Source organism: Herbaspirillum sp. C7C2 (genome assembly GCF_022627865.1).
Lineage (GTDB): Bacteria > Pseudomonadota > Gammaproteobacteria > Burkholderiales > Burkholderiaceae_D > Herbaspirillum > Herbaspirillum frisingense.
Genome location: NZ_JABXGI010000001.1, coordinates 316882 through 341740 on the forward strand (window position 1 = coordinate 316882; position 24859 = coordinate 341740).

19 protein-coding genes are annotated in these 24859 nt (G+C 63.2%); 6 read left to right on the forward strand and 13 right to left on the reverse strand.

The features are described from left to right. Nucleotides 1–6: 6 nt before the first annotated feature. The 4 genes from pcnB to HWE04_RS01515 all read right to left on the reverse strand — a co-directional run bounded on the left by pcnB (nucleotide 7) and on the right by HWE04_RS01515 (nucleotide 4238). On the reverse strand, nucleotides 7–1635 hold the full coding sequence (gene pcnB / locus HWE04_RS01500; RefSeq protein WP_241811284.1) for a polynucleotide adenylyltransferase PcnB: 1629 nt from the start codon (nucleotides 1633–1635) through the stop codon (nucleotides 7–9). After that, nucleotides 1632–2315 (reverse strand): histidinol-phosphatase, encoded by a 684-nt coding sequence (locus HWE04_RS01505; RefSeq protein WP_006461777.1) that lies wholly within the window; start codon nucleotides 2313–2315, stop codon nucleotides 1632–1634. Before HWE04_RS01505 ends, pcnB begins: the two co-directional genes overlap by 4 nt. Beyond that, nucleotides 2312–3028, reverse strand: coding sequence for a DnaA regulatory inactivator Hda (gene hda / locus HWE04_RS01510; protein ID WP_006461776.1), 717 nt, complete (start codon nucleotides 3026–3028; stop codon nucleotides 2312–2314). Before hda ends, HWE04_RS01505 begins: the two co-directional genes overlap by 4 nt. 127 nt (nucleotides 3029–3155) lie before the next feature. Beyond that, a complete protein-coding gene (locus tag HWE04_RS01515; RefSeq protein WP_077237421.1) occupies nucleotides 3156–4238 on the reverse strand; it encodes an AI-2E family transporter in 1083 nt (360 codons plus the stop codon). A gap of 104 nt (nucleotides 4239–4342) precedes the next feature. On the opposite strand from HWE04_RS01515, the gene purM reads away from it, so the two are divergent. After that, nucleotides 4343–5386 carry a phosphoribosylformylglycinamidine cyclo-ligase gene (gene purM, locus HWE04_RS01520; RefSeq protein WP_006461774.1) on the forward strand — a complete coding sequence of 348 codons (1044 nt, stop codon included), beginning with the start codon at nucleotides 4343–4345 and terminating at the stop codon, nucleotides 5384–5386. A 389-nt stretch (nucleotides 5387–5775) separates the two neighbouring features. Here the strand turns inward: purM and HWE04_RS01525 are convergent, their stop codons facing one another. From HWE04_RS01525 to HWE04_RS01545, 5 genes are all read right to left on the reverse strand, one after another. Next, nucleotides 5776–6654, reverse strand: a complete 879-nt coding sequence (locus tag HWE04_RS01525; RefSeq protein ID WP_006461773.1) for a hypothetical protein — start codon at nucleotides 6652–6654, stop codon at nucleotides 5776–5778. 172 nt (nucleotides 6655–6826) lie between these two features. After that, a complete protein-coding gene (locus HWE04_RS01530; protein ID WP_077237419.1) occupies nucleotides 6827–7837 on the reverse strand; it encodes an alpha-E domain-containing protein in 1011 nt (336 codons plus the stop codon). A 2-nt stretch (nucleotides 7838–7839) separates the two neighbouring features. Then, a complete protein-coding gene (locus HWE04_RS01535; protein ID WP_006461771.1) occupies nucleotides 7840–9267 on the reverse strand; it encodes a circularly permuted type 2 ATP-grasp protein in 1428 nt (475 codons plus the stop codon). Between the two features lie 258 nt (nucleotides 9268–9525). Next, entirely contained in the window at nucleotides 9526–9969 is a 444-nt protein-coding gene (locus HWE04_RS01540; RefSeq protein WP_006461770.1) for a cupin domain-containing protein, read from the reverse strand. A gap of 76 nt (nucleotides 9970–10045) precedes the next feature. Continuing rightward, entirely contained in the window at nucleotides 10046–10702 is a 657-nt protein-coding gene (locus HWE04_RS01545; RefSeq protein WP_006461769.1) for a glutathione S-transferase family protein, read from the reverse strand. 358 nt (nucleotides 10703–11060) lie between these two features. Here HWE04_RS01545 and HWE04_RS01550 point away from each other — a divergent pair, with 358 nt between their 5' ends. The 4 genes from HWE04_RS01550 to HWE04_RS01565 all read left to right on the forward strand — a co-directional run bounded on the left by HWE04_RS01550 (nucleotide 11061) and on the right by HWE04_RS01565 (nucleotide 19450). Further along, nucleotides 11061–12287: a polyhydroxyalkanoate depolymerase gene (locus tag HWE04_RS01550; protein WP_182993765.1), complete on the forward strand. Its 1227-nt coding sequence runs from the start codon at nucleotides 11061–11063 to the stop codon at nucleotides 12285–12287. A 244-nt stretch (nucleotides 12288–12531) separates the two neighbouring features. Then, complete coding sequence (locus HWE04_RS01555) at nucleotides 12532–15918, forward strand: transglutaminase family protein (RefSeq protein ID WP_006461767.1); 3387 nt, start codon at nucleotides 12532–12534, stop codon at nucleotides 15916–15918. Between the two features lie 84 nt (nucleotides 15919–16002). After that, nucleotides 16003–18504 (forward strand): circularly permuted type 2 ATP-grasp protein, encoded by a 2502-nt coding sequence (locus HWE04_RS01560; RefSeq protein ID WP_077237417.1) that lies wholly within the window; start codon nucleotides 16003–16005, stop codon nucleotides 18502–18504. A 1-nt stretch (nucleotide 18505) separates the two neighbouring features. Then, the gene (locus HWE04_RS01565; protein ID WP_006461764.1) at nucleotides 18506–19450 is read left to right on the forward strand and encodes a transglutaminase family protein; all 945 of its coding nucleotides are present in this window, start codon (nucleotides 18506–18508) and stop codon (nucleotides 19448–19450) included. 15 nt (nucleotides 19451–19465) lie between these two features. On the opposite strand, the gene HWE04_RS01570 is transcribed toward HWE04_RS01565, so the two are convergent. Genes HWE04_RS01570 through HWE04_RS01585 form a run of 4 tightly spaced genes read right to left on the reverse strand, consistent with a single transcriptional unit; the run spans nucleotide 19466 to nucleotide 24146 of the window. After that, a complete protein-coding gene (locus HWE04_RS01570) occupies nucleotides 19466–21517 on the reverse strand; it encodes a sodium:solute symporter family protein (RefSeq protein WP_241811285.1) in 2052 nt (683 codons plus the stop codon). Beyond that, entirely contained in the window at nucleotides 21507–21791 is a 285-nt protein-coding gene (locus HWE04_RS01575; protein WP_039874156.1) for a DUF4212 domain-containing protein, read from the reverse strand. Before HWE04_RS01575 ends, HWE04_RS01570 begins: the two co-directional genes overlap by 11 nt. Before the next feature lies 1 nt (nucleotide 21792). Then, a complete protein-coding gene (locus HWE04_RS01580; RefSeq protein ID WP_241811286.1) occupies nucleotides 21793–23385 on the reverse strand; it encodes a sensor histidine kinase in 1593 nt (530 codons plus the stop codon). A 50-nt stretch (nucleotides 23386–23435) separates the two neighbouring features. Then, a complete protein-coding gene (locus tag HWE04_RS01585; protein ID WP_006461758.1) occupies nucleotides 23436–24146 on the reverse strand; it encodes a response regulator in 711 nt (236 codons plus the stop codon). A gap of 281 nt (nucleotides 24147–24427) precedes the next feature. On the opposite strand from HWE04_RS01585, the gene HWE04_RS01590 reads away from it, so the two are divergent. Further along, nucleotides 24428–24844 carry a hypothetical protein gene (locus HWE04_RS01590; protein ID WP_241811287.1) on the forward strand — a complete coding sequence of 139 codons (417 nt, stop codon included), beginning with the start codon at nucleotides 24428–24430 and terminating at the stop codon, nucleotides 24842–24844. The last annotated feature ends 15 nt before the right edge of the window (nucleotides 24845–24859 follow it).

Below are 24859 nucleotides of genomic sequence, written 5' to 3' on the forward strand. Positions count from 1 at the left end.
GCCTGCTTACTGGTCGTCGCCGGTGGGTGCTGCATCGGGGCCTGCGCCGCCGGTGCTGGTGCGGCTGCGGCGACGACGGCGCTTGGGCGCTTCGGCGCTGCCGCCTTCACTGCCTGCTTCGCCAACTGCCTCGGCGGGCGTCGCGGCAGGCTTCCTGGCTGGCGCGTCGGCCACTTCTGCCGGCGCGGCCTGCTGTTCGTCACCGCCATCATTGCCGCCGCTGTCGCCGACGGACTTGCTGCGGCTGCGGCCACCGCGGCGTTTGCGCTTCTTGGGGCCGGCGCCGGCACTGCCGCTGGCAGTATCGGCCGGCTTGCGGGCGATCAGTTCTTCGCGTTCCGCAGCGTTGCCGGCGATGAAGGCTTCCCACCATTCGCCCAGTTCGGCATCGAGTTCACCGGATTGGCAGCGCAGCAGCAGGAAGTCGAAACCGGCGCGCAGGCGCAGGTGTTCCAGCAGCTTGTAGGGAGCCTTGCCGACACGGCGCTCGAAGCGTGGCTGCATGGCCCAGATGTCACGCATGTCCGAGGCGATCTTGCGCTGCAGGGCCAGTTTTTCGGTCTGGGCATCCAGCACATCGTCAGCGGCCAGGTGCAGTGCAGGAATCGGGTATTCGCCGGCAGCCTGGTAGGCGCGCCATTTCTCCAGTACCTGATGCCATAGCAGCGAGGCGAACAGGAAGCCCGGAGAGACGCCCTTGCCTTCCTTGACGCGGGCGTCGGTATTGGCCAGCGCCAGGCTGACGAATTTTTCGCCCAGGGGCTGTTCCAGCACCACATCCAGCAGCGGCAGCAGGCCATGGTGCAGGCCTTCCTTGCGCAATTGCTGCAGGCAGGCCAGGGCATGGCCGCTCATCAGCAGCTTCAGCATTTCGTCGAACACGCGCGCGGCCGGCACGTTGTCGATCAGCGGTGCCATCACGCGGATGGGGGCGCTGCTGGCCGGGTCGATGCTGAACTTGAGCTTGGCCGCGAAGCGCACCACGCGCAGCATGCGCACCGGGTCTTCGCGATAGCGCGCTTCCGGCTCGCCGATGATGCGCAGCTTCTTGTCGCGGATGTCGGCGATGCCACCGTGATAATCCAGCACCGTCTGGCTGGCCGGATCGTAGTACATGGCGTTGATGGTGAAGTCGCGTCGGGTTGCGTCTTCATGTTGTTCGCCGAAGGTGTTGTCGCGCAGCACGCGGCCATGTTCATCCTTGGGCGCAGCTTCGGCCGAGGCGCCACGGAAGGTGGTGACCTCGATCAGTTCCTGACCGAACATGACATGGACGATCTGAAAACGGCGGCCGATGATGAAGGCGCGCCGGAACAGTTGCTTGACCTGTTCCGGGGTGGCGTTGGTGGCGACGTCGAAGTCCTTGGGCTTGATGCCCAGCAGCAGGTCGCGCACTGCACCGCCGACGATGAAGGCCTTGTAGCCGGCATCCTGCAGGGTCTGCGTCACGCGCACCGCATTGGGCGAGACCAGCGCTGGGTCGATACCATGCTGCTTGGGGCCGAGCACGTCGGGTTCGATCTTGCCGCCTGCAGTGCCGGCCTTGGCCCGCGATTTTTTGACCGGTTCGGCGCTCTCTGCGGCTGCAGCAGCCTTGCCGCGGCCCAGGATGGAGCGAATCAGTTTCTTGATCATTGCACGTGGCCGTCGGCGAAGAGGTTCAGTACCGGCCAGCCACGGGACTGTGCATGCGCCAGCAGCTTGTCGTTGGGGTTGGTGGCGATGGGGTCGGTGACGCGTTCCAGCAGGGGGATGTCGTTCTGCGAATCGCTATAGAAATAGCTGCGCTCGAACTTGTCCAGGGTGTGGCCCAATTGGTCCAGCCAGGCTTCGGTATGGACGATCTTGCCCGGGCCGAAGGTCGGCGTGCCGCGCAGCTTGCCGGTGAGGTTGCCCAGGGCGTCCAGCTCCGGCAGGGCGGCGATGAGGTGCTCCACGCCGAAATGCGAGGCGATGGGCTTGGTCACGAAATGGTTGGTGGCGGTGACGATGGCCACCAGGTCGCCGGCGTCCAGGTGCTTCTTCACCAGGGCCACGGCTTGCGGCAGGATGGCCGGCTTGACCACTTCTTCCATGAACTGCTGGTGCATCTCGTCGAGTTGCTGGCGCGGGATGCGCGACAGGTTGCCCAGCGCGAACTCCAGGTAGGCCACCGGGTCCAGCGTGCCGTTCTGGTAATGGGCGAACCATTCGTCATTGGCTTTCCGGAAGCTGTCGGCATCCACGGCGCCGATGCGCGCCATGAATTCGCCCCACTCGTGGTCGGAGTCGAGCGGCAGCAGGGTATGGTCGAGATCGAAAAGGGCGAGGTTCATTGTTCTCCGGATTCCTGTTGTAACAGTTCGCGTAGCAAGGGGAGGGTGATGGCGCGCTTGGTGGCCAGCGAGTAGCGGTCCAGCGCGTCGAGCATGCGCGACAGCGAAGGCATGTCGCGCCGGTAGTGGGTGAGCATGTACATCATCACGGCCGGGGGGATTTCCAGGCCGCGGTCCAGCGTGATCTGCAGCAGGGCGGCGATCTTCTCATCATCCGAGAGATCATGGACCTGATAGATCAGGCCCCAGCCCAACCGGGTGCGCAGGTCTTCGCGCAACTCCAGGCGGGTAGGGGGCAAGGTACCGCTGCAGACCATGCAGCCGCCCTGTTCGCGGATCTGGTTGAACAGGTTGAAGGCAGCGATCTGCTGCTCCTCGAACAACTGGTCCACGTCGTCGAGCAGGTAATGACTGGTGCGGGGGCTGTATTCGAAGGCCGACTCGGGCGAGTCGGCGTGGATCAGGCGGGCATGATTGCCTTCCTGGCCGGCCTTGGTGGCCAGGGCGTGCAGCAGGTGGCTCTTGCCGGCCCCGGCTTCGGCCCAGAGATAGATGAAGCGATCGGTGCTGGCACTGCCGGTATGGGTGGATTTGCCCACGCCGGCAGAGGCCAGCAGCTTCAAGCGCTCCAGCAGTTCTGCGTTGCGGCCGGTTACGAAGCTGTCGAAGCTTTGTGGCTGGTCCGCGCTCAAATCGAGCGGAATCTGTTTCATCGGCGTGTATCAGCTACGGGTGCCGCAGTTGTGCTGCGGCAAGTTAATGCAGGTCGGCGCGCGGCGCCGGACACTGCGCAGCTTCCCGGTCCTGCATGGAGGCTGTGATAAGACATGGACACTCTATCTAGCGGTTGTAAAAATTGCTGGCCAGGTACTCGCGCCGCACATGCATGGCGATCACCGAGACAATGGCCGAGGCCGGCAGCGCCAGCAGCACGCCGACGAAGCCGAACAGCTGGCCAAAGGCCAGCAGGGCGAAAATCACGACCAGCGGATGCAGGCCGATACGCTCGCCCACCAGCTTGGGCGTGAGGATGAAGCTTTCCAGCACCTGTCCCACGCCATAAATCAGGGCCACCCACAGCAGGCCGATGGCACCATCGAACTGCAGGATCGCCGCCAGGATCGCCAGCACCAGCCCCAGGCCGAAACCGACGTAGGGGATGAATACCAGCAAGCCGGTCAACACGCCCACCGGCAGCGCGCTGTCGAAGCCTGCCACCGTGAGCGCAACCGAATAATAGACTGCCAGCACCAGCATCACCAGCAATTGTCCGCGCAGATACTGTCCCAGCAGGCCATCGACCTCGGCCGCCATGGTATTGACGCGACCGGCCCAGCGGCGTGGAATCATGATCTGCACCCGCTTGAGGAAGGGATGCCAGTCCTGCAACAGGTAGAACAACACCATCGGCACGAACAGCAGGTTGGCCAGCCACGCCAGCAACGCCGTGCCGCCCACCCGGGCCGAGGCCAGCACCGAACTCCACAGCTCGTCGCCGCTGGTGCTGATCTGCTGCGTGAGCAGGGCCTTGATGCCGGCCATGTCCAGGCGCACGTCGATGCCCAGCTGGTGCAGCCGCGGCGAGAGGAAGGCGTTCAGCTTGTCCAGCAGCGGCGGCACCTGGGCCTGCAGCAACGGGATCTGGCGCAGCACCAGCGGCACCACGATCAGCACCAGCGCCAGGCCGGCCAGGATCAGCAGCAACACCATGATGGTCACGCCCACGAAGCGCGGCACCCGCACCGGGCCCAGCCGGCGGCTGGCGATCCAGTCCACGCCCGGGTTGAGTGCATAGCCGAGGATGCCGGCAGCGACGAAAGGGGACAGCATCGGCCCCAGCGCCACCAGCAGGGACAATAGCAAAATGCCGACAATCAGCCACGCCAGGTTTTGTTTTTGCTCTTCGGACAAAGAAAAAGGCATGGATTCGGAGTTCGGGAGTGTCGGTTTTGTTAAAATCACGCTTTGGCAGGGCATTCTCCACCCTGAATCCCCTATTTTACCGTCTTCACTGGCAATATTTCATCATGACTTCACCTTCCAATGTCTCCCTCTCCTACCGTGACGCTGGCGTCGATATCGATGCCGGTGACGCCCTGGTCGAAGCGATCAAGCCTTTCGCCAAGCGCACTACCCGCGAAGGCGTGCTGGGCGGCATTGGCGGTTTCGGCGCCCTGTTCGAGATCAGCAAGAAGTTCAAGGAGCCGGTGCTGGTGTCCGGGACCGACGGCGTGGGTACCAAGCTGAAGCTGGCCTTCCACCTGAATCGTCACGATACGGTCGGTATCGACCTGGTGGCCATGAGCGTCAACGACATCCTGGTACAGGGCGCCGAGCCGCTGTTCTTCCTGGATTACTTTGCCTGCGGCAAGCTGGACGTGCCTTCGGCCACCGATGTGATCAAGGGTATCGCCGCTGGCTGCGAACAGGCCGGTTGCGCCCTGATCGGTGGTGAAACTGCCGAAATGCCCAGCATGTACCCGGACGGTGAATACGACCTGGCCGGCTTTGCCGTCGGCGCGGTGGAAAAATCCAAGATCATCGACGGCACCAAGATCGCTCCGGGCGACGTGGTGCTGGGCCTGGCTTCCTCGGGCGCGCACTCCAACGGCTACTCGCTGGTGCGCAAGATCCTGGACGTGGCCAAGCCGGACCTGGAAGCCGACTTCCACGGCCGCAAGCTGGCCGACGTGCTGATGGCCCCGACCCGCATCTACGTCAAGCCGCTGCTGTCGCTGATGGAAAAGCTGGAAGTCAAGGGCATGGTCCACATCACCGGTGGCGGCCTGGTCGAGAACATCCCGCGCGTACTGCAGGACCACCTGACCGCCGAACTGGATGCCAAGTCCTGGACCATGCCGCCGCTGTTCACCTGGCTGCAGCAGCATGGTGGCGTGGCCGATGCAGAAATGCACCGCGTCTTCAACTGCGGCATCGGCATGACCGTGATCGTCTCCAAGGAAAACGCGGATGCCGCCGAAGCCCACCTGAAGGCTGCGGGCGAGACCGTCTACCGCATCGGTACCATCCGCGCCCGCGCCGAGGGTGAAGCGCAGACCATCGTGCGTTGAATGGTGTGATCGCTGACCGATGTAATCAATCAGCGATATAAATCGTTTTAACGATTTATAAAGACAAAAGGCTGCATTCATTGAATTGAATGCAGCCTTTTCTATGTCGGCCATTCCAGGCAGTAGAGGTGATCCGCGAGAAGCCCGAACTAGGCTCGCCCTTGAAACAACTTCACCCGTTCGGACTGAGTAGGCCCACAGGGCCGTATCGAAGGCGCTCCGGCCAATATACGGCAGCCTGTTGCGACAATCCGGGGCGCGCCTTCGATACGCGGCAACGCCGCTACTCAGGACGAACGGTAGTTGGCAATCCGGCAATAGTCGAGTGTTCGTCGTGTTTCAAGAAACACGAGAACAAGTTTCTTCAAGGAAATTCGGGGGGCGTACCCTCAGCCCGCCTGTCCCACATCCCCATCCTGCTCTGCCAGGATCTGTCGCGGCCCCGTCTGTACGCCGCGGGCCATGCCATTGGGCGGCGGCACGCGCACCGGTTCGCTGATGTCGGAGGCGGTCGAGAGCACATTGAGCGTGTCTTCCGGCAGGGCATCCCAGACCGGGTCGTCGATGGCCTCGAAGACGCGTCGCAACTGCGAACCCCAGCTGCGGCGGATCATCTGGAAATACTGGTTCTGCTCGTCGATGGTGACGAAACGGGTCACGGCCAGGTCTTCGCTCTCATAGACCAGCAGATCCAGCGGCAGGCCCACCGAGATGTTGGACTTCAGCGTGGAATCCATGGAGATCAACGCACACTTGGCGGCTTCGTCCAGCGAGGTCTGCGGAGTCACCACGCGATCGATGATGGGCTTGCCGTACTTGGATTCACCGATCTGGAAATAGGTGTTCTCGTCGTGCGACTCGATGAAGTTGCCGGCCGAGTACATCTGGAACAGGCGGCAGCGCTCGCCGCGGATCTGGCCGCCGAAGATGATGCTGACGTTGAAGTCGATGCCGAACTTGTTGAGCTCGGCCGCTTCGCGGTCATGTACGGCGCGGATGGCGTCGCCCAGGATCTGGGCTGCTTCGTACATGGAGGTCGCGGTCCAGATACTGCGGCCCTCGGCATTGGTGCGCTCGGTCAGCATCTGGCGGATGGATTGCGAAATCGACAGGTTGCCGGCGGTCATCAAGACCATGACGCGGTCGCCCGGATTCTCGTAAACACTCATCTTGCGGAAGGTGCCGATATGATCGACACCCGCATTGGTACGAGAATCGGACAGGAACACCAGGCCGCTGTTGAGGCGCATGGCTACGCAGTAGGTCATGATGGAATCTTGGTACTTGGAAACGTAAAGCCGGATTTTACCGTAAGGCCCGGCGCCAGAGCTTGCGCACCGGGGGCATCTGTCGTGACGTACCTACAGTAACGGCCTGTTTCCGGAAAAGATGACAGCGGCTGTGCTCCTTTCTCATGCTGCAGAGCACAGCCGGGGCCACTTACGCTGCCAAAGGAACAAGAAAATCGCGGCTGATGCGATTGCCCAGCTCGAAGATGCGTTCCAGGAATTCGGTCAGCGTGTCGTGCAGACCGGCTTCCAGGATTTCCTCGATGCGGGCGAACTTCAGGTCGGCATGGAGCTTGCCGGCGAAGCGCTCGGTGTCGGCCGAGACATCGTTGCGCACATGGTGCAGGTTGGAGATCACATTGCCCATGCAGGCCAGCAGCGAGCGCGGCATGTCGGCGCGCAGGATCAGCAGTTCGGCCACGCGCTCGGGGGTGATGACGTCGCGATAGACCTTGCGGTAGATCTCGAAGCCGGACACCGAACGCAGGATCGCGGCCCAGTAGTAGAAGTCCAGTTGCCCGGCTTCGTCGCGTGCGGCCTGGCTCTGTGATTGGGACTGCGATTGGGATTGCGATTGGCCGTTCTGCTTCTGCGACTGCGCTTCCTTGGCGCCGTGGAACTTGACGTCGATGATGCGCGCGGTGTTGTCGGCACGTTCCAGGAAGGTCCCCAGGCGGATGAAGTGGAAGGCCTCATCCTCCAGCATGGTGCCGATGGTCACGCCCCGTGAAAGGTGCGAGCGATGCTTGACCCACTCGAAGAAATCGCTGGGGTTCTGCTCCAGCGCATTGGTCTGCAGGTAGGACTGCATCTTGATCCAGGTGGCGTTCTGGATTTCCCAGGCTTCCGTGGTCAGCGCGCCGCGCACGGCACGCGCATTCTCGCGGGCCTGGCGCAGGCAGGAGGCGATCGACGACGGGTTGTTGGGATCGCGCACCATGAAGTCGATGACGTCCTTCTGCGTGAGCTTGTCGTATTTCTGGTTGTAGCCGTAGAGCAGTTCCGAGATGCCCAGCACGGCGCGCCAGCCCTGCTCGGCGTCGTCGGTCGATTGCGGCAGCAGCGCGGTCTGTACATGCACATCGAGCATGCGGGCGGTGTTCTCGGCGCGCTCGGTGTAGCGGGCCATCCAGAAGAGGTGATCGGCGGTGCGGCTCAACATCGTTATTTCTCCAGAATCCAGGTGTCCTTGGTGCCGCCGCCCTGCGACGAGTTCACCACCAGCGAGCCTTCCTTCAAGGCCACGCGCGTCAAGCCGCCCTTGACCATCGTGATCTGCTTGCCCGACAGCACGAACGGGCGCAGGTCCAGGTGGCGCGGCGCGATGCCGGACTCCACATAGGTCGGGCAGACGGAGAGGGCCAGCGTGGGCTGGGCGATGTAGCCGTCAGGCTTGGCGATGATGCGGGCGCGGAAGTCCTCGATCTCCTGCCTGGTCGAGGCCGGGCCGACCAGCATGCCGTAGCCGCCGGCGCCGTGGACTTCCTTGACCACCAGCTTTTCCAGGTTGGCCAGCGTGTAGGAGAGGTCCTCCTTCTTGCGGCACTGGTAGGTCGGCACGTTGTTGAGGATGGGTTCTTCGGAAAGGTAGAAACGCACCATGTCCGGCACGTAGGGATAGATCGACTTGTCGTCGGCCACGCCGGTACCGATGGCATTGGTCAATGTGACCTTGCCGGCGCGATAGGCCTGCAGCAGTCCCGGTACGCCCAGCGCCGAATCGGGACGGAAGGCCAGCGGATCGAGGAAGTCGTCGTCGATGCGGCGGTAGATCACGTCGACCCGCTTGGGGCCGCGCGTGGTGCGCATGTAGACCACGTTGTCCTTGACGAACAGGTCCTGGCCTTCGACCAGTTCCACGCCCATCTGCTGGGCCAGGAAGGCATGCTCGAAGTAGGCCGAGTTGTACATGCCCGGGGTCATCACCACCACCGTCGGATCGGTCACGCCGGCAGGGGCCACCGAGCGCAGATTGTCCAGCAGCAGGTCGGGATAGTGATCGACCGGCGCGATCTTGTGGCGCTTGAAGAGATCGGGGAAGAGCCGCATCATCATCTTGCGGTTTTCCAGCATGTAGGACACGCCGGAAGGCACGCGCAGATTGTCTTCCAGCACGTAGAACTCACCCTCGCCGGCGCGCACGATGTCGACCCCGGCGATGTGTGCGTAGATGTCGTTGACCACGTTCACATCCTGCATCTCGCGCCGGTACTGGGCGTTCTGGAAGATCTGCTCGGGCGGGATGATGCCGGCCTTGACGATCTTCTGCTCGTGGTAGATGTCGTGGATGAACATGTTGAGCGCCTTGACGCGCTGAACCAGCCCGGCTTCCAGCTTGGCCCATTCAGCCTTGTGGATGATGCGCGGGATGATGTCGAAGGGGATCAGGCGTTCGGTGCCGGCATCGTTTCCATAGACGGCGAAGGTAATACCGACGCGGCGGAAGATCAGGTCGGATTCGGCACGTTTGCGGGCGATGATTTCCGGCGATTGCGCGGAAAGCCAGCTGGCGAATTCTGCATAGTGCTGACGCACTTCACGATCTTCGCTGCCGGAGCCTCCTGAATACATCTCATCAAAAAAATGTGCCATAGGTTTGCTTCGCGTTCCCGTGGGGAGCGGGAATCTTTCTAAGTAGGTTGTAACGAAAACAGAGGCGGTGGGTACGGCAAAACACCAGCGGGATTGCAGCGTGAAGCAATGACCCTAGGGGACTGCAGCGGCACGCCAGAGGGGGCGTGCACGAAGAAAGACTAACAGAGCCCTGAAATTTTTGACAGTGGAAAATTGCACGCTTTTGCTCCTCTCATGCGCGGGCCTGCAGCCATGTCCTGCAGACCCGCATTGGCTTCAGTTGTTCCATGGAGTGGGTGCGGGTACCTCGCAGGGCGCCGGCATGTCGATGGTCTTGAAGTCGGCCGGACTGACGATTTCCAGGTACTCCATGTCCGGTGAATAGTCGAACAGGAAGTGCACGATGCCCGGTCGCTGGTGCACGCAGTCGCCGGCCTTGACCAGCGTGACCTCGGTGTCGTACATGAAGCGCGCCCAGCCCTTGAGCATGATGACGATGTGGAAGTTGGCCTCGTGCCGATGCCATCCGGTGCCGGTCTCGGGCGCCATGTTGGCCTTGACCAGCTGCGCTACCACCTGGCCGCCGGTGGCTGCGGCGATACCCAGGTCGCGGTAGAGGAAGAAGTCGCGCAGTCCGCCCGTTTCATAGGGCGTGTCGCCCTCGCTCACATGCGAGAAGGTGTTTTGCGCCAGTACGCTTGCATCAGCTACGGTATTCATCACATCCATCCTTTCTGCGGTCTCCCGCAATGGGCCTGCGACAAAAAACGGGCGCGATCCTCTTCAATGCGGCGCCCTAGAATTCCACGTCGAGCTCGTCGATATCCTCCGGCTCCTTCTTGGCGGCGGTGATCCATTCCTGCATCTCCGGCATGGCCATGATGCGCTTGGCATAGGCGGTGCAGACGGGATCGAGTTTGACGTCATAGGTCATGAAGCGCGTGACCACCGGGGCATACATGGCATCGGCCATGGTGCGTTGTTCGCCGAACAGGAAAGGCCCGCCGTACTTGGCCAGGCATTCCTTCCAGATGGTGGTGATGCGCACGATGTCGGCTTCCGCGCGCGACCACACCTTGAAGTTGGGGAAGTGTCCCTTCAGATTCATCGGCAGCGCTGCGCGCAGGGCCGAGAAGCCGGAATGCATTTCGCCGCAGACCGAGCGGCAATGGGCGCGGGCGGCCAGGTCGGAGGGCAGCAGCTTGGCGCCGGGGCGGATTTCGTTGAGATATTCGGCAATGGCCAGCGTATCCCATACCAGTACATCGCCATGGTGGAGGCTGGGTACCAGGATGGAGGAAGACAGGAGCAGGATCTCTGCCCGTGCCGACGGGTCGTCCGGCGGCACGATGTCTTCCTCGAAGGAGAGCCCTGCGAACCTGGCCATGAGCCAGCCGCGCAGGGACCACGAGGAGTAGTTCTTGCTGGTGATGCGCAAAGTCGTCTTAGGCATGTCAGTCCTTTTTCTGTTTTGTGCAGGTTGACTTTGGGCACGCTGCCGCGTGAGCGGCGGTGTCATCTTCATCATCTTGATCAGCCCTTCCTGTCTGCGCGTCAGGAAAGGCACAGGCCGGTCACCGGCATGCGAGGGGATTGCTTGCAAAGCTTGTGCCAGCTCGCGGGAAATGCCCGCCTGCCCGACCGCGGGGTTTCCGTGCGGCCATCAATGCCGGTGCAGGGCCTGGAAAAGCGGTGGACGGCGGCGTTTGCGGCCCATCGATGGCACGGCAATGGCACGACAATTGCATCCCGTGGTCAGCGAGCGGCAGTCAAGGAAACCAAGAAGAGACACTCCCGAGGGCGGCGTTTTCATGATCAATACCTATCAGCTCTACCAGAACTACGCCGACGCCACCGATCCACTGCGGGCCTGTGCCCGCATGATGGCGCCCATGCTGGGCATGACCTGGCCCGGCGTGCCGGCCCAGCCCTATCTGCGCAAGATGGCGTCGGCCTGCGAGGTCTTTGCGCGCACGCAGCTGACCCATGCCCGCCCACCCTTCGCCATCGGCGAGGTGGTCGACGGTGGACGCACAATTGCGGTGCACGAGGAAGAAGTCGCCGGTACGCCCTTCTGTGGCCTGCTGCATTTCCGCAAGGAAACTTCGGCCCATCAACCCAAGGTGCTAGTGGTGGCGCCCATGTCGGGCCACTTCGCCACGCTGCTGCGCGGGACCGTCAAGACCTTGCTGCGCGACCACGACGTCTACATCACCGACTGGCGCAATGCACGCGACATCGCCCTGGAGCATGGTCCTTTCGGCCTGGATGAATACGTTTCCCATGTGATCCAGTTCCTCACCGAGCTGGGGCCGGGCGCCCACCTCCTGGCGGTGTGCCAGCCCACGGTGGCGGCATTGACTGCGGCAGCGGTCATGGCCGAGGAAAACCATCCGGCCCAGCCGCGCACCATGACCCTGATGGCGGGGCCGCTGGATACCCGGGTCAATCCGACCGCCGTCAATGCGCTGGCCAAGAGCAAGCCCATCGCCTGGTTCGAGAAGAACATGATCAGCACCGTGCCGGCACGCCATGCGGGTGCGGGGCGGCGCGTCTATCCGGGCTTCGTGCAGCTGGGTGCGTTCATGAACATGAACCTGAACCGCCACGTCGACGCCTTCCGCAAGCTCTACCATCATCTGGTCGAGGGCGAGGAGGCGCAGGCGGCGCAGATCAAGGATTTCTACGAAGAGTACTTCGCCATGTCCGACCTGCCGGCCGAGTTCTACCTGGAAACGGTGCGCACGGTCTTCCAGGAACATGCGCTGCCGCTGGGCAAGCTGACCTATCGCGAGCGTGTGGTGGAGCCACGTGCCATTCGCCGCACCGCGCTGTTCACCATCGAAGGCGAGAAGGACGACATCTGCGCCGTCGGCCAGACCGTGGCCGCACAGGAAATGTGCAGCAACATCCGGCCCTATATGCGCATGCACCATGTTCAGACGGCGGTCGGGCATTACGGCGTCTTCAATGGCCGGCGCTGGGAAAACGAAATCTATCCGCGTCTGCGGGATTTCATTAATATGCATCACAGGTGAGCCTTCGGCGCCTGTCCCGTCTTGTTGAAGACCTGGTTTTCCGGATCAGAAATCCAGGTTGTCGCAGGCCGGGCACTTACAGTCTCACTTACACTCACAGCGAGGTCGCCTTCAGGATGTCTTCAGAAAAGTAATCAGGCGGTAAGAAAAACAAGGTATGCATGACGGGGCTCTGCGTCTGTCACTGCATGTCGCCAACAACCAAGCCCTGTGCTTGAACCATTGCTTGTCGTAAAGGAATTCCATGTCGATCCACGTGGCCCTGAACCATGTCACCTCTTACAAGTACGACCGTGCCATCAACCTGGGACCGCAAGTCATCCGCTTGCGTCCCGCTCCGCATAGTCGTACGCGCATCCTGAGCTATTCGCTGCGGGTTTTGCCCGAGCCGCATTTCATCAACTGGCAGCAGGACCCGGAATCAAACTACCTGGCACGCCTGGTGTTCCCGGAGAAGACCACTGAATTCAAGATCGAAGTCGATCTGGTGGCCGAGATGTCGGTCATCAATCCTTTCGATTTCTTCCTTGAGCCGTATGCCGAGCAATTCCCCTTCGAGTACGCCAAGGACCTGCAGAACGAACTGATGCCGTACCGGCAGAAGCTGCCGCTGTCGCCGCTGTTCAAGAAATTCCTGGACAGTGTTCCGCGCGAGAAGGTGGGCAGTGCCAACTTCCTGGTGGCGCTGAACCAGAAGCTGGCTTCGCACATCGGCTACACCATCCGCATGGAACCGGGCGTGCAGACGCCGGAAGAAACGCTGGAACTGCAGTCTGGCTCCTGCCGCGATTCGTCCTGGCTGCTGGTGCAGTTGCTGCGCCACCTGGGGCTGGCGGCGCGTTTCGTCTCCGGCTACCTGATCCAGCTGACGGCCGACCAGAAGTCGCTCGATGGTCCTTCCGGCCCCGAGGCCGATTTCACCGACCTGCACGCCTGGTGCGAGGTCTACCTGCCGGGTGCCGGCTGGGTGGGGCTGGACCCGACCTCGGGCCTGTTTGCCGGCGAAGGACACATCCCCTTGTCCTGCACGCCGGAGCCGGCGTCGGCCGCGCCGGTGAGTGGCCTGGTCGATCCCTGCGAAGTGGAGTTCGAACACCTGATGTCGGTCAAGCGCATCTGGGAAGCGCCGCGTGTGACCAAGCCCTATACCGAGGAGCAGTGGGCCGCGATCGAACAGCTGGGTCATGCCATCGACGCCGACCTCCAGGCCAATGACGTGCGCCTGACCATGGGCGGCGAGCCGACCTTCGTCTCGCTGGATCATCCGGACGAGCCGGAATGGAATACCGCCGCCATGGGGCCGACCAAGAAGCCGCTGGCGGCCGAGTTGTACCACCGCATGCGCGACAAGTATGCGGCACAGGGCCTGCCGCACTTCGGCCAGGGCAAGTGGTACCCCGGTGAGCAACTGCCGCGCTGGGCGCTCAATTGCTACTGGCGTCGCGATGGCGAGCCGATCTGGATGAACCCGGCTCTGATCGGTGACGAGACCAAGCCCAACGTGACCGACAAGATCGTCACCAGCCACTTCCTGCACCGCGTGGCGCAGCGACTGAAGGTGGATGGCAAGAACGTCTTCCCCGCTTACGAAGACGTGTTCTACTACATGTGGCGCGAGCGCCGCCTGCCGGGCAATGTCGACCCCTTCGACTCGCGGGTGGATGACAAGCAGGAACGTGAACGCCTGATGCGCGTCTTCACGCAGGGCCTGCAGAGCGCCGTGGGGCATGTACTGCCGCTGGCGCGACGCGATGATGGACGCGGCTGGCAGAGCGGGGCGTGGTTCCTGCGCAGCGAGCGCTGCTATCTGTATCCAGGCGATTCGCCGCTGGGTTATCGCATGCCGCTGGATTCGCTGCCGTGGGTCAAGGAAGGGGAATACCCGGCGGTGTATCCGGCCGATCCCGCCCAGAGCTTCCGACCCTTGCCCAGCAATACTGAGATCCGTCGTCAGTTGGGTAGCCCCCAGGAGCCAGGTGGACGCGTTGACAGGGCAAGCAGTATGGGAGCGGCCATCGGCGGGGGCGCTGAGGGCAAGATCGGCACTGCCGGTACCGTCGGTAGGGAAACGACTGCCACCCAGGCGGCGCCGGCCAGCTTCGAGTCGGCCAACTGGATCACCCGCACTGCACTTTGCGCGGAAGTGCGCAATGGCGTGCTCTACCTCTTCATGCCGCCACTGTCGCAACTGGAACATTATCTTGAACTCGTGGCCGCCATCGAGGCCGTGGCCGAGGAACTGAAGCAGCCGGTGCTGCTGGAAGGCTACGAGCCGCCCAATGATCCACGCCTGCGCAAGTTCAGCGTCACCCCCGACCCGGGCGTGATCGAGGTCAACATCCAGCCGGCCAACAACTGGAGCGAACTGGTCGAGCAGACCACGCACCTGTACGACGCTGCCCGCGCCTCGCGTCTGACGACCGAGAAGTTCATGCTGGATGGCCATCACTCCGGCACCGGCGGCGGCAACCACATGGTGCTGGGCGGCATCACCACCAGCGATTCGCCATTCCTGCGCCGGCCGGACCTGTTGCGCAGCCTGATTTCCTACTGGCACAACCATCCCTCGCTGTCCTACCTGTTCTCGGGCATGTTCATCGGTCCGACCTCGCAGGCGCCGCGCATCGACGAAGCGCGCAACGACTCGACGGTGGAAATCGAACTGGCCTTTGCCGAGATGGACAAGCAGGTCGCCAAGGGGGATTGCCCCCCCTGGCTGGTGGACCGGCTGTTGCGCAATCTCTTGATCGACGTCACCGGCAATACGCACCGCGCCGAGTTCTGCATCGACAAGATGTATTCCCCCGACAGTGCCACCGGCCGCCTGGGTCTGCTGGAGCTGCGCGCCTTCGAGATGCCGCCGCATGCGCGCATGAGCCTGACCCAGCAACTGCTGCTGCGCGGCCTGGTGGCGCGTTTCTGGAAGGACCCGTACAAGCCGGCGCGCCTGGTGCGCTGGGGAACCGAGCTGCATGACCGCTTCCTGTTGCCGCATTTCATCGAACAGGACTTTGCCGATGTGATGGCCGACATGAACGAGGCCGGCTATCCCATGCGCGCCGAGTGGTTCGCGCCGCACATGGAATTCCGTTGCCCCAAGATCGGCGACTATGCCGTCAAGGGCATGCAGATCGAATTGCGCACGGCGCTGGAACCCTGGCACGTGCTGGGCGAGGAGAACAGCGGCGGCGGTACTGCGCGCTATGTCGATTCCTCGCTGGAGCGCCTGCAGGTCAAGGTCAGCGGCATGGCCTCGGATCGCTACGTGCTGACCTGCAATGGTGTCTCGGTGCCGTTGCAGCCCACCGGCACGGTCGGACAGTTCGTCTCGGGCATACGTTACCGCGCCTGGCAGCCGCCGTCGGCGCTGCACCCGACCATCCCGGTGGATTCACCGCTGACCTTCGATCTGGTCGATACCTGGAATGGCCGCAGCCTGGGCGGTTGCCAGTACCACGTGGTGCATCCGGGCGGACGCAACTACGAGACCTTCCCGGTCAATGCCTTCGAGGCGGAAAGTCGCCGTCTGGCGCGCTACTTCCGCATGAACCATACCCCGGGAAAATTGCGAGTCACCCCGGCGCGGCCGTCTATCGAGTTTCCTTTTACGTTAGACTTACGCTACTTCTAAAACTGAGCCGGGCGCGGCGTCTTGCCGCCTCTGGCGCTGCGCGATGCAGGCCGTCGCGCAGCGCAACCTGGCCGCCAATGACTTATGCACCAGCGTCTACTGGAGAGCTATTCGGTAGCCAGCGATCGTTTCGACGAGATGCTGGCGGCCGACGGCCGCCTGCGCCCGCACTGGCGAACGCTGATCGACCAGCTTGAAAACCTCTCGCCGGAGATGTTGCGCCGGCGTGCCAACGAGGTGCGTGACGCCATCGCCTCCGATGGCGTGACCTACAACGTCTATGCCGATCCCAAGGGCGCCAATCGCCCATGGGAGCTGGATCTGCTGCCACACCTGGTGTCCTCGGAGGAATGGGATTTCCTGGAGCGCGCCGTAGCGCAGCGGGCGCGGCTGATGAACGGCCTGCTGTCCGACATCTACGGGCCGCAATCGTTGATCGCCGAGGGTTTGTTGCCGCCGGCGCTGGTGTTCGGCCAGCACGGTTACCTGATGCCCTGCCATGGCTGGCAGCCGCCGGGCGGCGTGCATCTGCATGCCTATGCGATCGACCTGGCACGCTCGGCCGACGGTACCTGGTGGGTGGTCTCGGATCGTACCCAGGGACCGTCCGGCACCGGGTATGCGCTACAGAACCGCCAGATCATGGCGCGTGCCATGCCGGAGGCGCTGCGCGACATGCATGTGGAGTCGCCGCATCGCTACTTCCATACGCTGCGCGCGATGCTGACGCGCCTGGCGCCGTCCGAGGGCGAGGTACCGCTGATCGTGCTGCTGACCCCCGGCCCTTACAACGAAACCTATTCCGAACATGCCTTCCTGGCGCATACGCTGGGCTTTCCGCTGGTGGAAGGGGTGGACCTGACGGTGCGTGGCGAGCAGGTGTTCCTGAAGACCCTGAATGGCCTTCGTCGCGTGCATGCCATCCTGCGCCGCATGGACGACGACTACTGCGATCCGCTGGAGTTGCGCGCCGATTCGGCGTTGGGCGTACCGGGGCTGACGCAGGCGGCGCGCCTGGGCAATGTGGTGATCGCCAATTCGCTGGGCAGCGGCGTGCTGGAGTCGACCGCGCTGCACGGTTTCCTGCCGGCGATCAACGAGCGGCTGTTTGGCGAGCCGCTGATGCTGCCTTCGGTGGCGTCGTGGTGGTGCGGTGAAAAACCTGCGCTGGATTACACACTGGCGCATCTCGATGATCTGGTGATCGTGCCAGCGTTTTCCTCGATGCGCATGCAGCCGGTGTTCGGCCATGCCCTTACCGGCACGGCGCGCCGGCGCCTGATCGAAAGCCTGCAACTGCAGCCGCACGCCTATGCGGCGCAGGAATGGGTGCGCCTGTCGCAGGCACCGGTGATGTCGCGCAGCGGTGACTATCGCCTGATGAACCGCACCATCAGCCTGCGCGTGTTCGCAGTGGCCGATGGCGAAGGCGGCTACCAGGTGATGCCGGGCGGCCTGACCCGGGTGGCGCCGCGCCAGCGGCGGGATGTGGTGTCGATGCAGCAGGGGGGCACCAGCAAGGATGTGTGGGTGTTGCGCGAGGCGGAGCAGTGGGCGCCGAGTGCTGTGGAGGTCGTTCAGGGTGTCAACAACGTTACCGTCATCAAGGGCACGGTCGATGTGTCGTCGCACTCTGGTGAAAACCTGTTCTGGATGGGGCGCTATTCGGAGCGCGTGAAGAATCTCTCGCGCCTGTTGCGGACCACGCTGGAATACACCCTCGATGGCCAGAGCGAAAGCCGGGGCATGCTGGGTAGCGTCTCGTGGATCTGCAGCCAGCTCGGCGTGCAGATGCCCAAGTCGGAACCACGACCGACCATCACCGGCCTGCAGCAGAGCCTGCAGGCGGCGGTGATCGACCCGTCGGTGCCGGTCAGCGTGGCCACGCAATTGCGACAGCTGGCCAATGCCGCCTATCAGGTGCGGGAACATCTTTCGCTGGACAACTGGCATGCGCTGACCAAGATGCCGGCCATGGTGCAGGAACGCATCCATACCCCGGCTGCGGCCCAGCATGTGCTGGGCAATGTGATCGATGCCTGTTCCGGACTGGCCGGGCATGCGCTGGACGACATGACGCGCGATGCCGGCTGGCAGTTCCTGATGGTGGGCCGTCACATCGAGCGCATGGCCAACATGGCCGCGCTGTTCGACAACTTCCTGCGGTTGCCGCCGCAGCGCCAGACGGCGGCGCTGTCGTGGCTGCTGGAGGCGGCCAGCAGTATCGTGACCTATCGGGTGCGCTATCGCCGCACGCCGGAATGGCTGCCGGTGTTGCACCTGCTGGTGTTCGATGTCAGCAATCCGCATGGCATGGCCTACCAGTTCCGCATGCTGCAGCAATACATCAGCGATATCGCCCAGCAGCTCGGCCTGCTCAGCATGAGCATCCCCACGCACCTGTCCAGCCAGCTGGAGGCGATGAACCTGAACGAATTCGCCCACGATCATCCCAACATGGAGCAAGCCAATGCACGCCTGGTGCAACTGATGCGCGATGCGGTCAGCGGCGGCTACATGCTCTCCGATGACCTGTCGCGTCATTACTTCACGCCGCTGACCGCACCGGTCAGCCAGGGGGTCTGAGATGAGTGCGGATAGCCAGCGCGTGGTCTATCGCATCCACCACCAGACCCATTACGGCTATGCGCTGCCGGTGCGCCTGTCGCATCAGGTGCTGCACCTGACACCACGCGAACTGCCCTGGCAGCAGTGCCTGTCGCATACCGTCAACGTGCTGCCGGCACCGCAGCTGGTGCGCAGCTATGCGGACAATTTCGGCAATATCATCAAGGCCTTTTCCCTCGATACGGACCACACCAGCCTGGATGTGCAGGCCGATTCCTGGGTCGCCTTGACACCCCGTGGCCAGCCGCAGGAGAGCATGGCCTGGGACGAGGCGGCGATGTTGATGGCCTATCACGGCGGGCGGATGATGGCGCCGGGGATGCTGGACGCATCCAACTTCCTGTTCGAATCCTCGCACGTGCGCATCAAGCGTGAATTCATCCGGTATGCGGCTGAGTGCTTCGTGCCGGGTGTGTCGGTGGTGGAGGGGGTGCGTGCGCTGATGATGCGGATCCATGAAGAGTTCGCGTTCGATCCGACTGCTACCACTGTCTCCACTCCGGTGACCGAGGTCTTCGTCAACCGGCGCGGGGTCTGCCAGGACTTTGCGCACCTGATGCTGTCCTGTCTGCGCTCCATCGGCCTGGCGGCGCGCTATGTCAGCGGCTATCTGCTGACCGAACCGCCACCGGGGCAGCCACGCCTGATCGGCGCCGATGCTTCGCATGCCTGGGTGTCGGTGTATTGCCCCGACCCCGCAGGGGGCGAGGGCAGCTGGGTCGATGCCGATCCGACCAATGGCGTCTTCCCCGATACCAGCCATATCACGCTGGGCTGGGGCCGCGATTTCCTGGATATCTCGCCGCTGCGTGGTGTCCTCATCGGCGGCGGCCAGCAGACCATGCAGGTGGCGGTGACCGTCATGCCGGGCGAAGAGGCGCGAGGGCTGCAGCTGTCGATCTGAGGTGATACTCCGCGCTCAGGGCGTGCGGATATGGTCGATCAGCGCGATGGTGGCCTCATCCGGTGGCGGCGTGAGCAGGCTGACGATGACCATGGCCGCCATGCCCACCGGCACGCCAAAGATGCCCGCCGAGATCGGTGCGATGTGGAACCACTGTCCGGCTGCACTGCCGCCGAATGACGGGTTGGTGTGCAGCATGTAGTACACGCACATCAGGAAGCCGCACACGATGCCGGCAATCGCGCCGGCCTGGTTGGCGCGTTTCCAGAACACCCCCAATACCAGTGCCGGGAACAGCGTCGAGGCGGCCAGCGAAAACGCTGCGCCCACCATCGACAGGATATCGCCCGGCTTGAGCGAGGCCGCGTAGGCTGCCAGCAGCGCCACCACCAGTAGCAGCAGCTTGGAAATGGTCACCCGCTTCTGGGTCGACGCACTGGGGTCGACCACCTTGTAATAGACATCGTGCGAGAGCGCATTGGAGATGGTCAGCAACAGGCCGTCGGCGGTCGACAGCGCCGCCGCCAGGCCACCTGCAGCCACCAGGCCGGACACGAAATAGGGCAGGCCGGCGATCTCGGGCATGGCTAGCACGATGATGTCGCCATCCATGGAGATCTCGCCCAGTTGCACCAGCCCGTCGCGGTTCAGGTCATTGATGGAGAGCAGTGGATTGAGTTTGTCCATGTTGCCCCAGTAATAGACCCAGTCCGGCAGGTGGCTGTAGCTGCTGCCCACCAGTGAGGTGTAGATGTCGTACTTCACCAGCACCGTCAGGGCGGGTACGGTGAGGTAGATCAGCATGATGAAGAACAGGGTCCAGAAGACCGAACTGCGCGCACCGGCCACGGTGGGCGTGGTGTAGTAGCGCATGAGAATGTGCGGCAGTGCCGCCGTGCCGAGCATCAGGCAGAACACCAGCGCCAGGAAATTGTTGCGCTTGATGTCGGAGCTCTGCTTGTCGCGCCCGGGGAAGGGTTCGGTCTGCGAGACCGGCGGTTGCGCCCGGGCCAGGTTGGCGGCGCGGGCTTCGGTCCATTTGCGTTCGGCTTCCTCGGGCGACTTTGGGTAGGCCGACAGCGTGCGACTGGCGGCCTTGATGTCGGCAAGGGACGCGTGCACATCACGGCGGATCTGGTCGGCCTGGTTCTGCGCTTCCACCCGGCCATCGAGCCAGGATTGCGGCAGGTTGCGCAGCCGCCGTTCGTAGTCGTCGGCGCGGGCCTGGAAGATCTGGCGGACTTCCTTTTCCTTGGGGTCGTCTTCCAGCTTGTGTTCCATGGCGCTGAGCTTGGGCAGCACCGTGCCGTAGGCCACCGGCGGCACCGGCACCGTGGCGTGCTTGGCGGAGAGCCAGATCACCGGGATCAGGTAGGCGAACAGGATGATGATGTATTGCGCCACCTGGGTCCAGGTGATGGCACGCATGCCGCCCAGGAAGGAGCACACCAGGATGCTGGCCAGCCCGAGGAAGATGCCGATGGAAAAATCGATGCCGGTGAAGCGTGATGTGATCAGGCCCACGCCATAGATCTGCGCCACCACATAGGTAAAGGAGATGAGGATAGTGGCCGCCACCGCGAGAATGCGGATGAAGTTGACGCCATGGCTGCCGGCGCGGCCGGGATAACGCGCAGCGAGGAAGTCGGCGATGGTGTACTGGCCGAATTTGCGCAGGTAGGGCGCGATCAGCAGCGCCACCAGGCAATAGCCCCCGGTCCAGCCGAGGATGTAGGCCAGGCCGTCGAAGCCCTGCAGGTAGAGGCCGCCGGCCAGGCTGATGAAGGTGGCGGCCGAGATCCAGTCGGCGGCGGTGGCCATGCCATTGAAGAGGGGTGGCACGCGCCGTCCGGCCACATAGTATTCGGGCACGTCGGAGGTGCGGCAGACCACGCCGATGCCGGCATACAGACCGATGGTGACGAACAGGAACAGGTAGCCGATCCAGGAACGTGGCATGCCTTCGCGTTCCAGGATGGCCAGCACGCACAGGAAGGCGATGAAGCCCAGCGTGTAGAAACCGTAGTAGCGGCAAAGGCGCCGGAAGAAGTCCTTGTTACTCTCCATGCCAGGGCTCGCCTTGTTCACGTCTGACCAGTTGTTCGATGCGCCGCATGCGCCGTACGTAGATGACGACGATGGCCAGGTAGATCAGCATCATGCCTTGCGCCGCCATGTAGAAGGAGATCGGCCAGCCGAACAGGTGTACCTGGTCCAGTTCGCGGGCGAAGTAGATGAAGAAGAACGTGGCCAGGAACCACAGCGCGAGCAGCCATCCGGTCATGCGGCGCGTGCGGTGCCATTGGTTGCCGGGGTCGAGGGGAGGGGAGCCGTGGTCCATGTCAGGTGATGTCGTCTAGGAAAGGCGTATTGGGCATCATGCGAAAGCTCACGCGGAACAGGCTGCCCGGTTGTTTGGGATCGGTGCTGCGCGGGTTGTGGGTGATCTCGACGGCGGCATCGTGCTGCTGGGCGATCTCGCGCACGATGGCCAGGCCCAGGCCGCTGCCGGTGCTGGGTGTGCCGAGGATGCGATAGAAGCGCTCGAACACGTTGGCGCGCTCGGCGGCGGGGATGCCGGGGCCGTTGTCTTCCACTTCCAGGATGGCCAGGCCGCCCCCTTCGTCGGTGCGGGCGCGCACGGTGACGCGGCCGCTGCCGTCATGCGGCGTGTAATGCAGGGCATTGTCCAGCAGGTTGGACAAGAGCTCGCGCAGCATGATGGCGTTGCCGGTGATCATGATGGGATGGTTGGGCTGCTCGAAACCCAGGTCGATGCGCTGGGTGAAGGACATCGGCACCCACTCCTGCACCACGCTGCGGGCCAGTTCGTTCAATTCCAGTGCGGCCATGCCGCCGGACTGCGATTGCTGGTTCTCGGCGCGGGCCAGCGACAGCAGCTGGTTGACCAGGCGGGTGGCGGTTTCCGAACTCTTGGCCAGTTGTTCCAGCGAGCGGCGCACGTCCACCTGATCATCCTGGCGCAGGGCCAGTTCGGATTGCATGCGCATGCCGGCCAGCGGGGTCTTCATCTGATGGGCGGCGTCGGCGATGAAGCGCTTCTGGATGGCGATGGTCTGCGACAGGCGCGCCAGCATGTCGTTGAGCGACCGGACCAGGGGCGAGATTTCCTCGGGCACCTGGCCGGAGTCGATGGGTGAAAGGTCATCCGGCCGGCGCGCGCGGATGCGCTGCTGCAATTCGGACAGAGGCGACAGGCCACGCGAGAGTGCGAACCACACCAGCGCCAGTGCGACCGGCAGGATCACGAACTGCGGCAGGATCACGCCCTTGATGATTTCGTTGGCCAGCTGGGCGCGCTTTTCCAGGGTCTCGCCGACCTGGACCGTGGCCAGTCGCGGCTCGCGCTGAGCGGCGCGCTGGGCCGGACTACGACGCAGGTCCACCTGCAGCATGGCGATGCGCACATCGCTGCCGTGCAGGATGTCGTTGCGGAACTGCACGGTGCCGATAGTGCTGCGATCTTCTTCCGCCGGCGGCTGCGGCATGTCGACGTCGCCTTCCACATATTCGCCGTTGGGGCCGGTGACCTTGTAGTAGATGTTGTCGATGTCGTCGGCGCGCAGCAGGTCGCGGGCCGAGACCGGAAGGCGCGCGACGACCTTGCCGTTGACTTCGGAGACCTGCTGGGCGAGCACGGTGACACTGTCTTCCAGGGCGCGGTCGAAGGGCTGGTTGGCGATCGATTGGGCGATCAGGTAAGTGATGGCGATGCTCATCGGCCACAGCAGCAGTAGCGGGGCCAGCATCCAGTCGAGGATTTCACCGAACAGCGAGCGCTGGATGCGCTCCACCGGTTGCGTGGCGAGGGCGGCGCGCCGCTTCTTGCGGGGTGTCTGGCCGGGCTGGGCTTCGGGGTGCGTCTGCGGCTCGGGCGTGGGGGACGCTGCGGAAGAGGGATCACGCGCTGTCATGACGGATCAGCGCAGGCGCGCGTGCGATGTGTGAGGGGGAGGGCGCCGGCTCAGGCCACGCTGTTGGATGCCACCAGTGGTGCGGTACCGGCTTCGGGGAGTTTTTCCAGGCAATAGCCCAGCCCGCGCACGGTAGCGATACGCACGCCGCCGACCTCGATTTTCTTGCGCAGACGATGGACATAGACCTCGATGGCATTGTTGCTGACTTCCTCTCCCCATTCGCACAGGTGGTCCACCAGTTGTTCCTTGGAGACCAGGCGACCCGTGCGTTGCAATAATACTTCCAGAAGTCCCAGTTCCCGCGCCGATAATTCCAGCATCTGCTCACCGATATAGGCAATGCGACCGACCTGGTCGAAGGACAGCGGGCCGTGCTTGATCACGGTGGGGCCGCCACCGGCGCCGCGCCGGGTCAGTGCGCGCACCCGGGCTTCCAGCTCCGACAGGGCAAAGGGCTTGGCCATATAGTCGTCTGCGCCCAGGTCCAGGCCCTGCACACGTTGCTCGACGGAATCGGCGGCTGTCAGGATCAGCACCGGCAGGCGCGAATTGCGCGCGCGCAGGCGGCGCAACACTTCCAGGCCGGACATCTTGGGCAGGCCCAGGTCCAGGATCAGCAGATCGAAGTCCTGGGTCGACAGGGCCGAATCGGCTTCCACGCCATTCTTGACACAATCGGCGGCATAGCCGGAATGGCGCAGGGACCGGGTCAGACCGTCGGCCAGTACGCTGTCGTCTTCAGCAAGGAGGATGCGCATAGGAATCGGTCAGCGAGTCGGACTCGGCTGATTTGTCTCGGATGGTTGAATTGTTATGGTAATTTTCCTTCATATTCCACTAATTCAATTGCCAATGCAAATCAGGGAAATCCTGATAAACCGGGCAGCTTGATGCACCGATCGCATGAAATGTAACAATTCCGGGATAGCGCATTGAACTATGACGCTTTGGCCTTATAGTATCGAGGCCGGCAACATTTACTTGCTGCCAGCGCAATTTTTGTTGATATAATTTCTCGCATCATTTGCTGGAAAATCTGATGAAACGTTTGTGGGTCCTTCTGCTGATCTGTCTGTTACCGGTGCAAGTTTTTGCAGCGGTGGTGACGTACGCCAGCTCGATGGCCGCAACCGATTTCTCCGTCCCGGTTCCGGCACACGCCACCGTGGCGGTGCAGCATCTTGCTGCCAAGACCGTTTCCCTGGCTGACCATGCCGCTACCGACGACCAGTCGCACGCCGTGGTGGCCGACGCCGCCGTCAATGACGATGACGGTGCCGGTTATGCCGACAGCGGTGAAGATTTTTCCACGCACGCGGGCATCGGCGACGAACCCGTGCTGATCCAGTCGCTGGCCGTCGTGCCGCAAACTTCCCGTCTGGCGCCCGCTCTGCGTAGCGATGCCGCCATGCAACCTCCCTTCCTGCCCCGCGCAGGACGTCCTCCCCGGGCCTGATCCCGTCGCCTAGCG

Bases quoted from the DNA above. Each gene is read 5' to 3' on its own strand.
- pcnB (WP_241811284.1), bottom strand. From the start codon at position 1,635: ATGATCAAGAAACTGATTCGCTCCATCCTGGGCCGCGGCAAGGCTGCT.
- HWE04_RS01505 (WP_006461777.1), bottom strand. From the start codon at position 2,315: ATGAACCTCGCCCTTTTCGATCTCGACCATACCCTGCTGCCGCTCGAC.
- hda (WP_006461776.1), bottom strand. From the start codon at position 3,028: ATGAAACAGATTCCGCTCGATTTGAGCGCGGACCAGCCACAAAGCTTC.
- HWE04_RS01515 (WP_077237421.1), bottom strand. From the start codon at position 4,238: ATGCCTTTTTCTTTGTCCGAAGAGCAAAAACAAAACCTGGCGTGGCTG.
- purM (WP_006461774.1), top strand. From the start codon at position 4,343: ATGACTTCACCTTCCAATGTCTCCCTCTCCTACCGTGACGCTGGCGTC.
- HWE04_RS01525 (WP_006461773.1), bottom strand. From the start codon at position 6,654: ATGACCTACTGCGTAGCCATGCGCCTCAACAGCGGCCTGGTGTTCCTG.
- HWE04_RS01530 (WP_077237419.1), bottom strand. From the start codon at position 7,837: ATGTTGAGCCGCACCGCCGATCACCTCTTCTGGATGGCCCGCTACACC.
- HWE04_RS01535 (WP_006461771.1), bottom strand. From the start codon at position 9,267: ATGGCACATTTTTTTGATGAGATGTATTCAGGAGGCTCCGGCAGCGAA.
- HWE04_RS01540 (WP_006461770.1), bottom strand. From the start codon at position 9,969: ATGAATACCGTAGCTGATGCAAGCGTACTGGCGCAAAACACCTTCTCG.
- HWE04_RS01545 (WP_006461769.1), bottom strand. From the start codon at position 10,702: ATGCCTAAGACGACTTTGCGCATCACCAGCAAGAACTACTCCTCGTGG.
- HWE04_RS01550 (WP_182993765.1), top strand. From the start codon at position 11,061: ATGATCAATACCTATCAGCTCTACCAGAACTACGCCGACGCCACCGAT.
- HWE04_RS01555 (WP_006461767.1), top strand. From the start codon at position 12,532: ATGTCGATCCACGTGGCCCTGAACCATGTCACCTCTTACAAGTACGAC.
- HWE04_RS01560 (WP_077237417.1), top strand. From the start codon at position 16,003: ATGCACCAGCGTCTACTGGAGAGCTATTCGGTAGCCAGCGATCGTTTC.
- HWE04_RS01565 (WP_006461764.1), top strand. From the start codon at position 18,506: ATGAGTGCGGATAGCCAGCGCGTGGTCTATCGCATCCACCACCAGACC.
- HWE04_RS01570 (WP_241811285.1), bottom strand. From the start codon at position 21,517: ATGGAGAGTAACAAGGACTTCTTCCGGCGCCTTTGCCGCTACTACGGT.
- HWE04_RS01575 (WP_039874156.1), bottom strand. From the start codon at position 21,791: ATGGACCACGGCTCCCCTCCCCTCGACCCCGGCAACCAATGGCACCGC.
- HWE04_RS01580 (WP_241811286.1), bottom strand. From the start codon at position 23,385: ATGACAGCGCGTGATCCCTCTTCCGCAGCGTCCCCCACGCCCGAGCCG.
- HWE04_RS01585 (WP_006461758.1), bottom strand. From the start codon at position 24,146: ATGCGCATCCTCCTTGCTGAAGACGACAGCGTACTGGCCGACGGTCTG.
- HWE04_RS01590 (WP_241811287.1), top strand. From the start codon at position 24,428: ATGAAACGTTTGTGGGTCCTTCTGCTGATCTGTCTGTTACCGGTGCAA.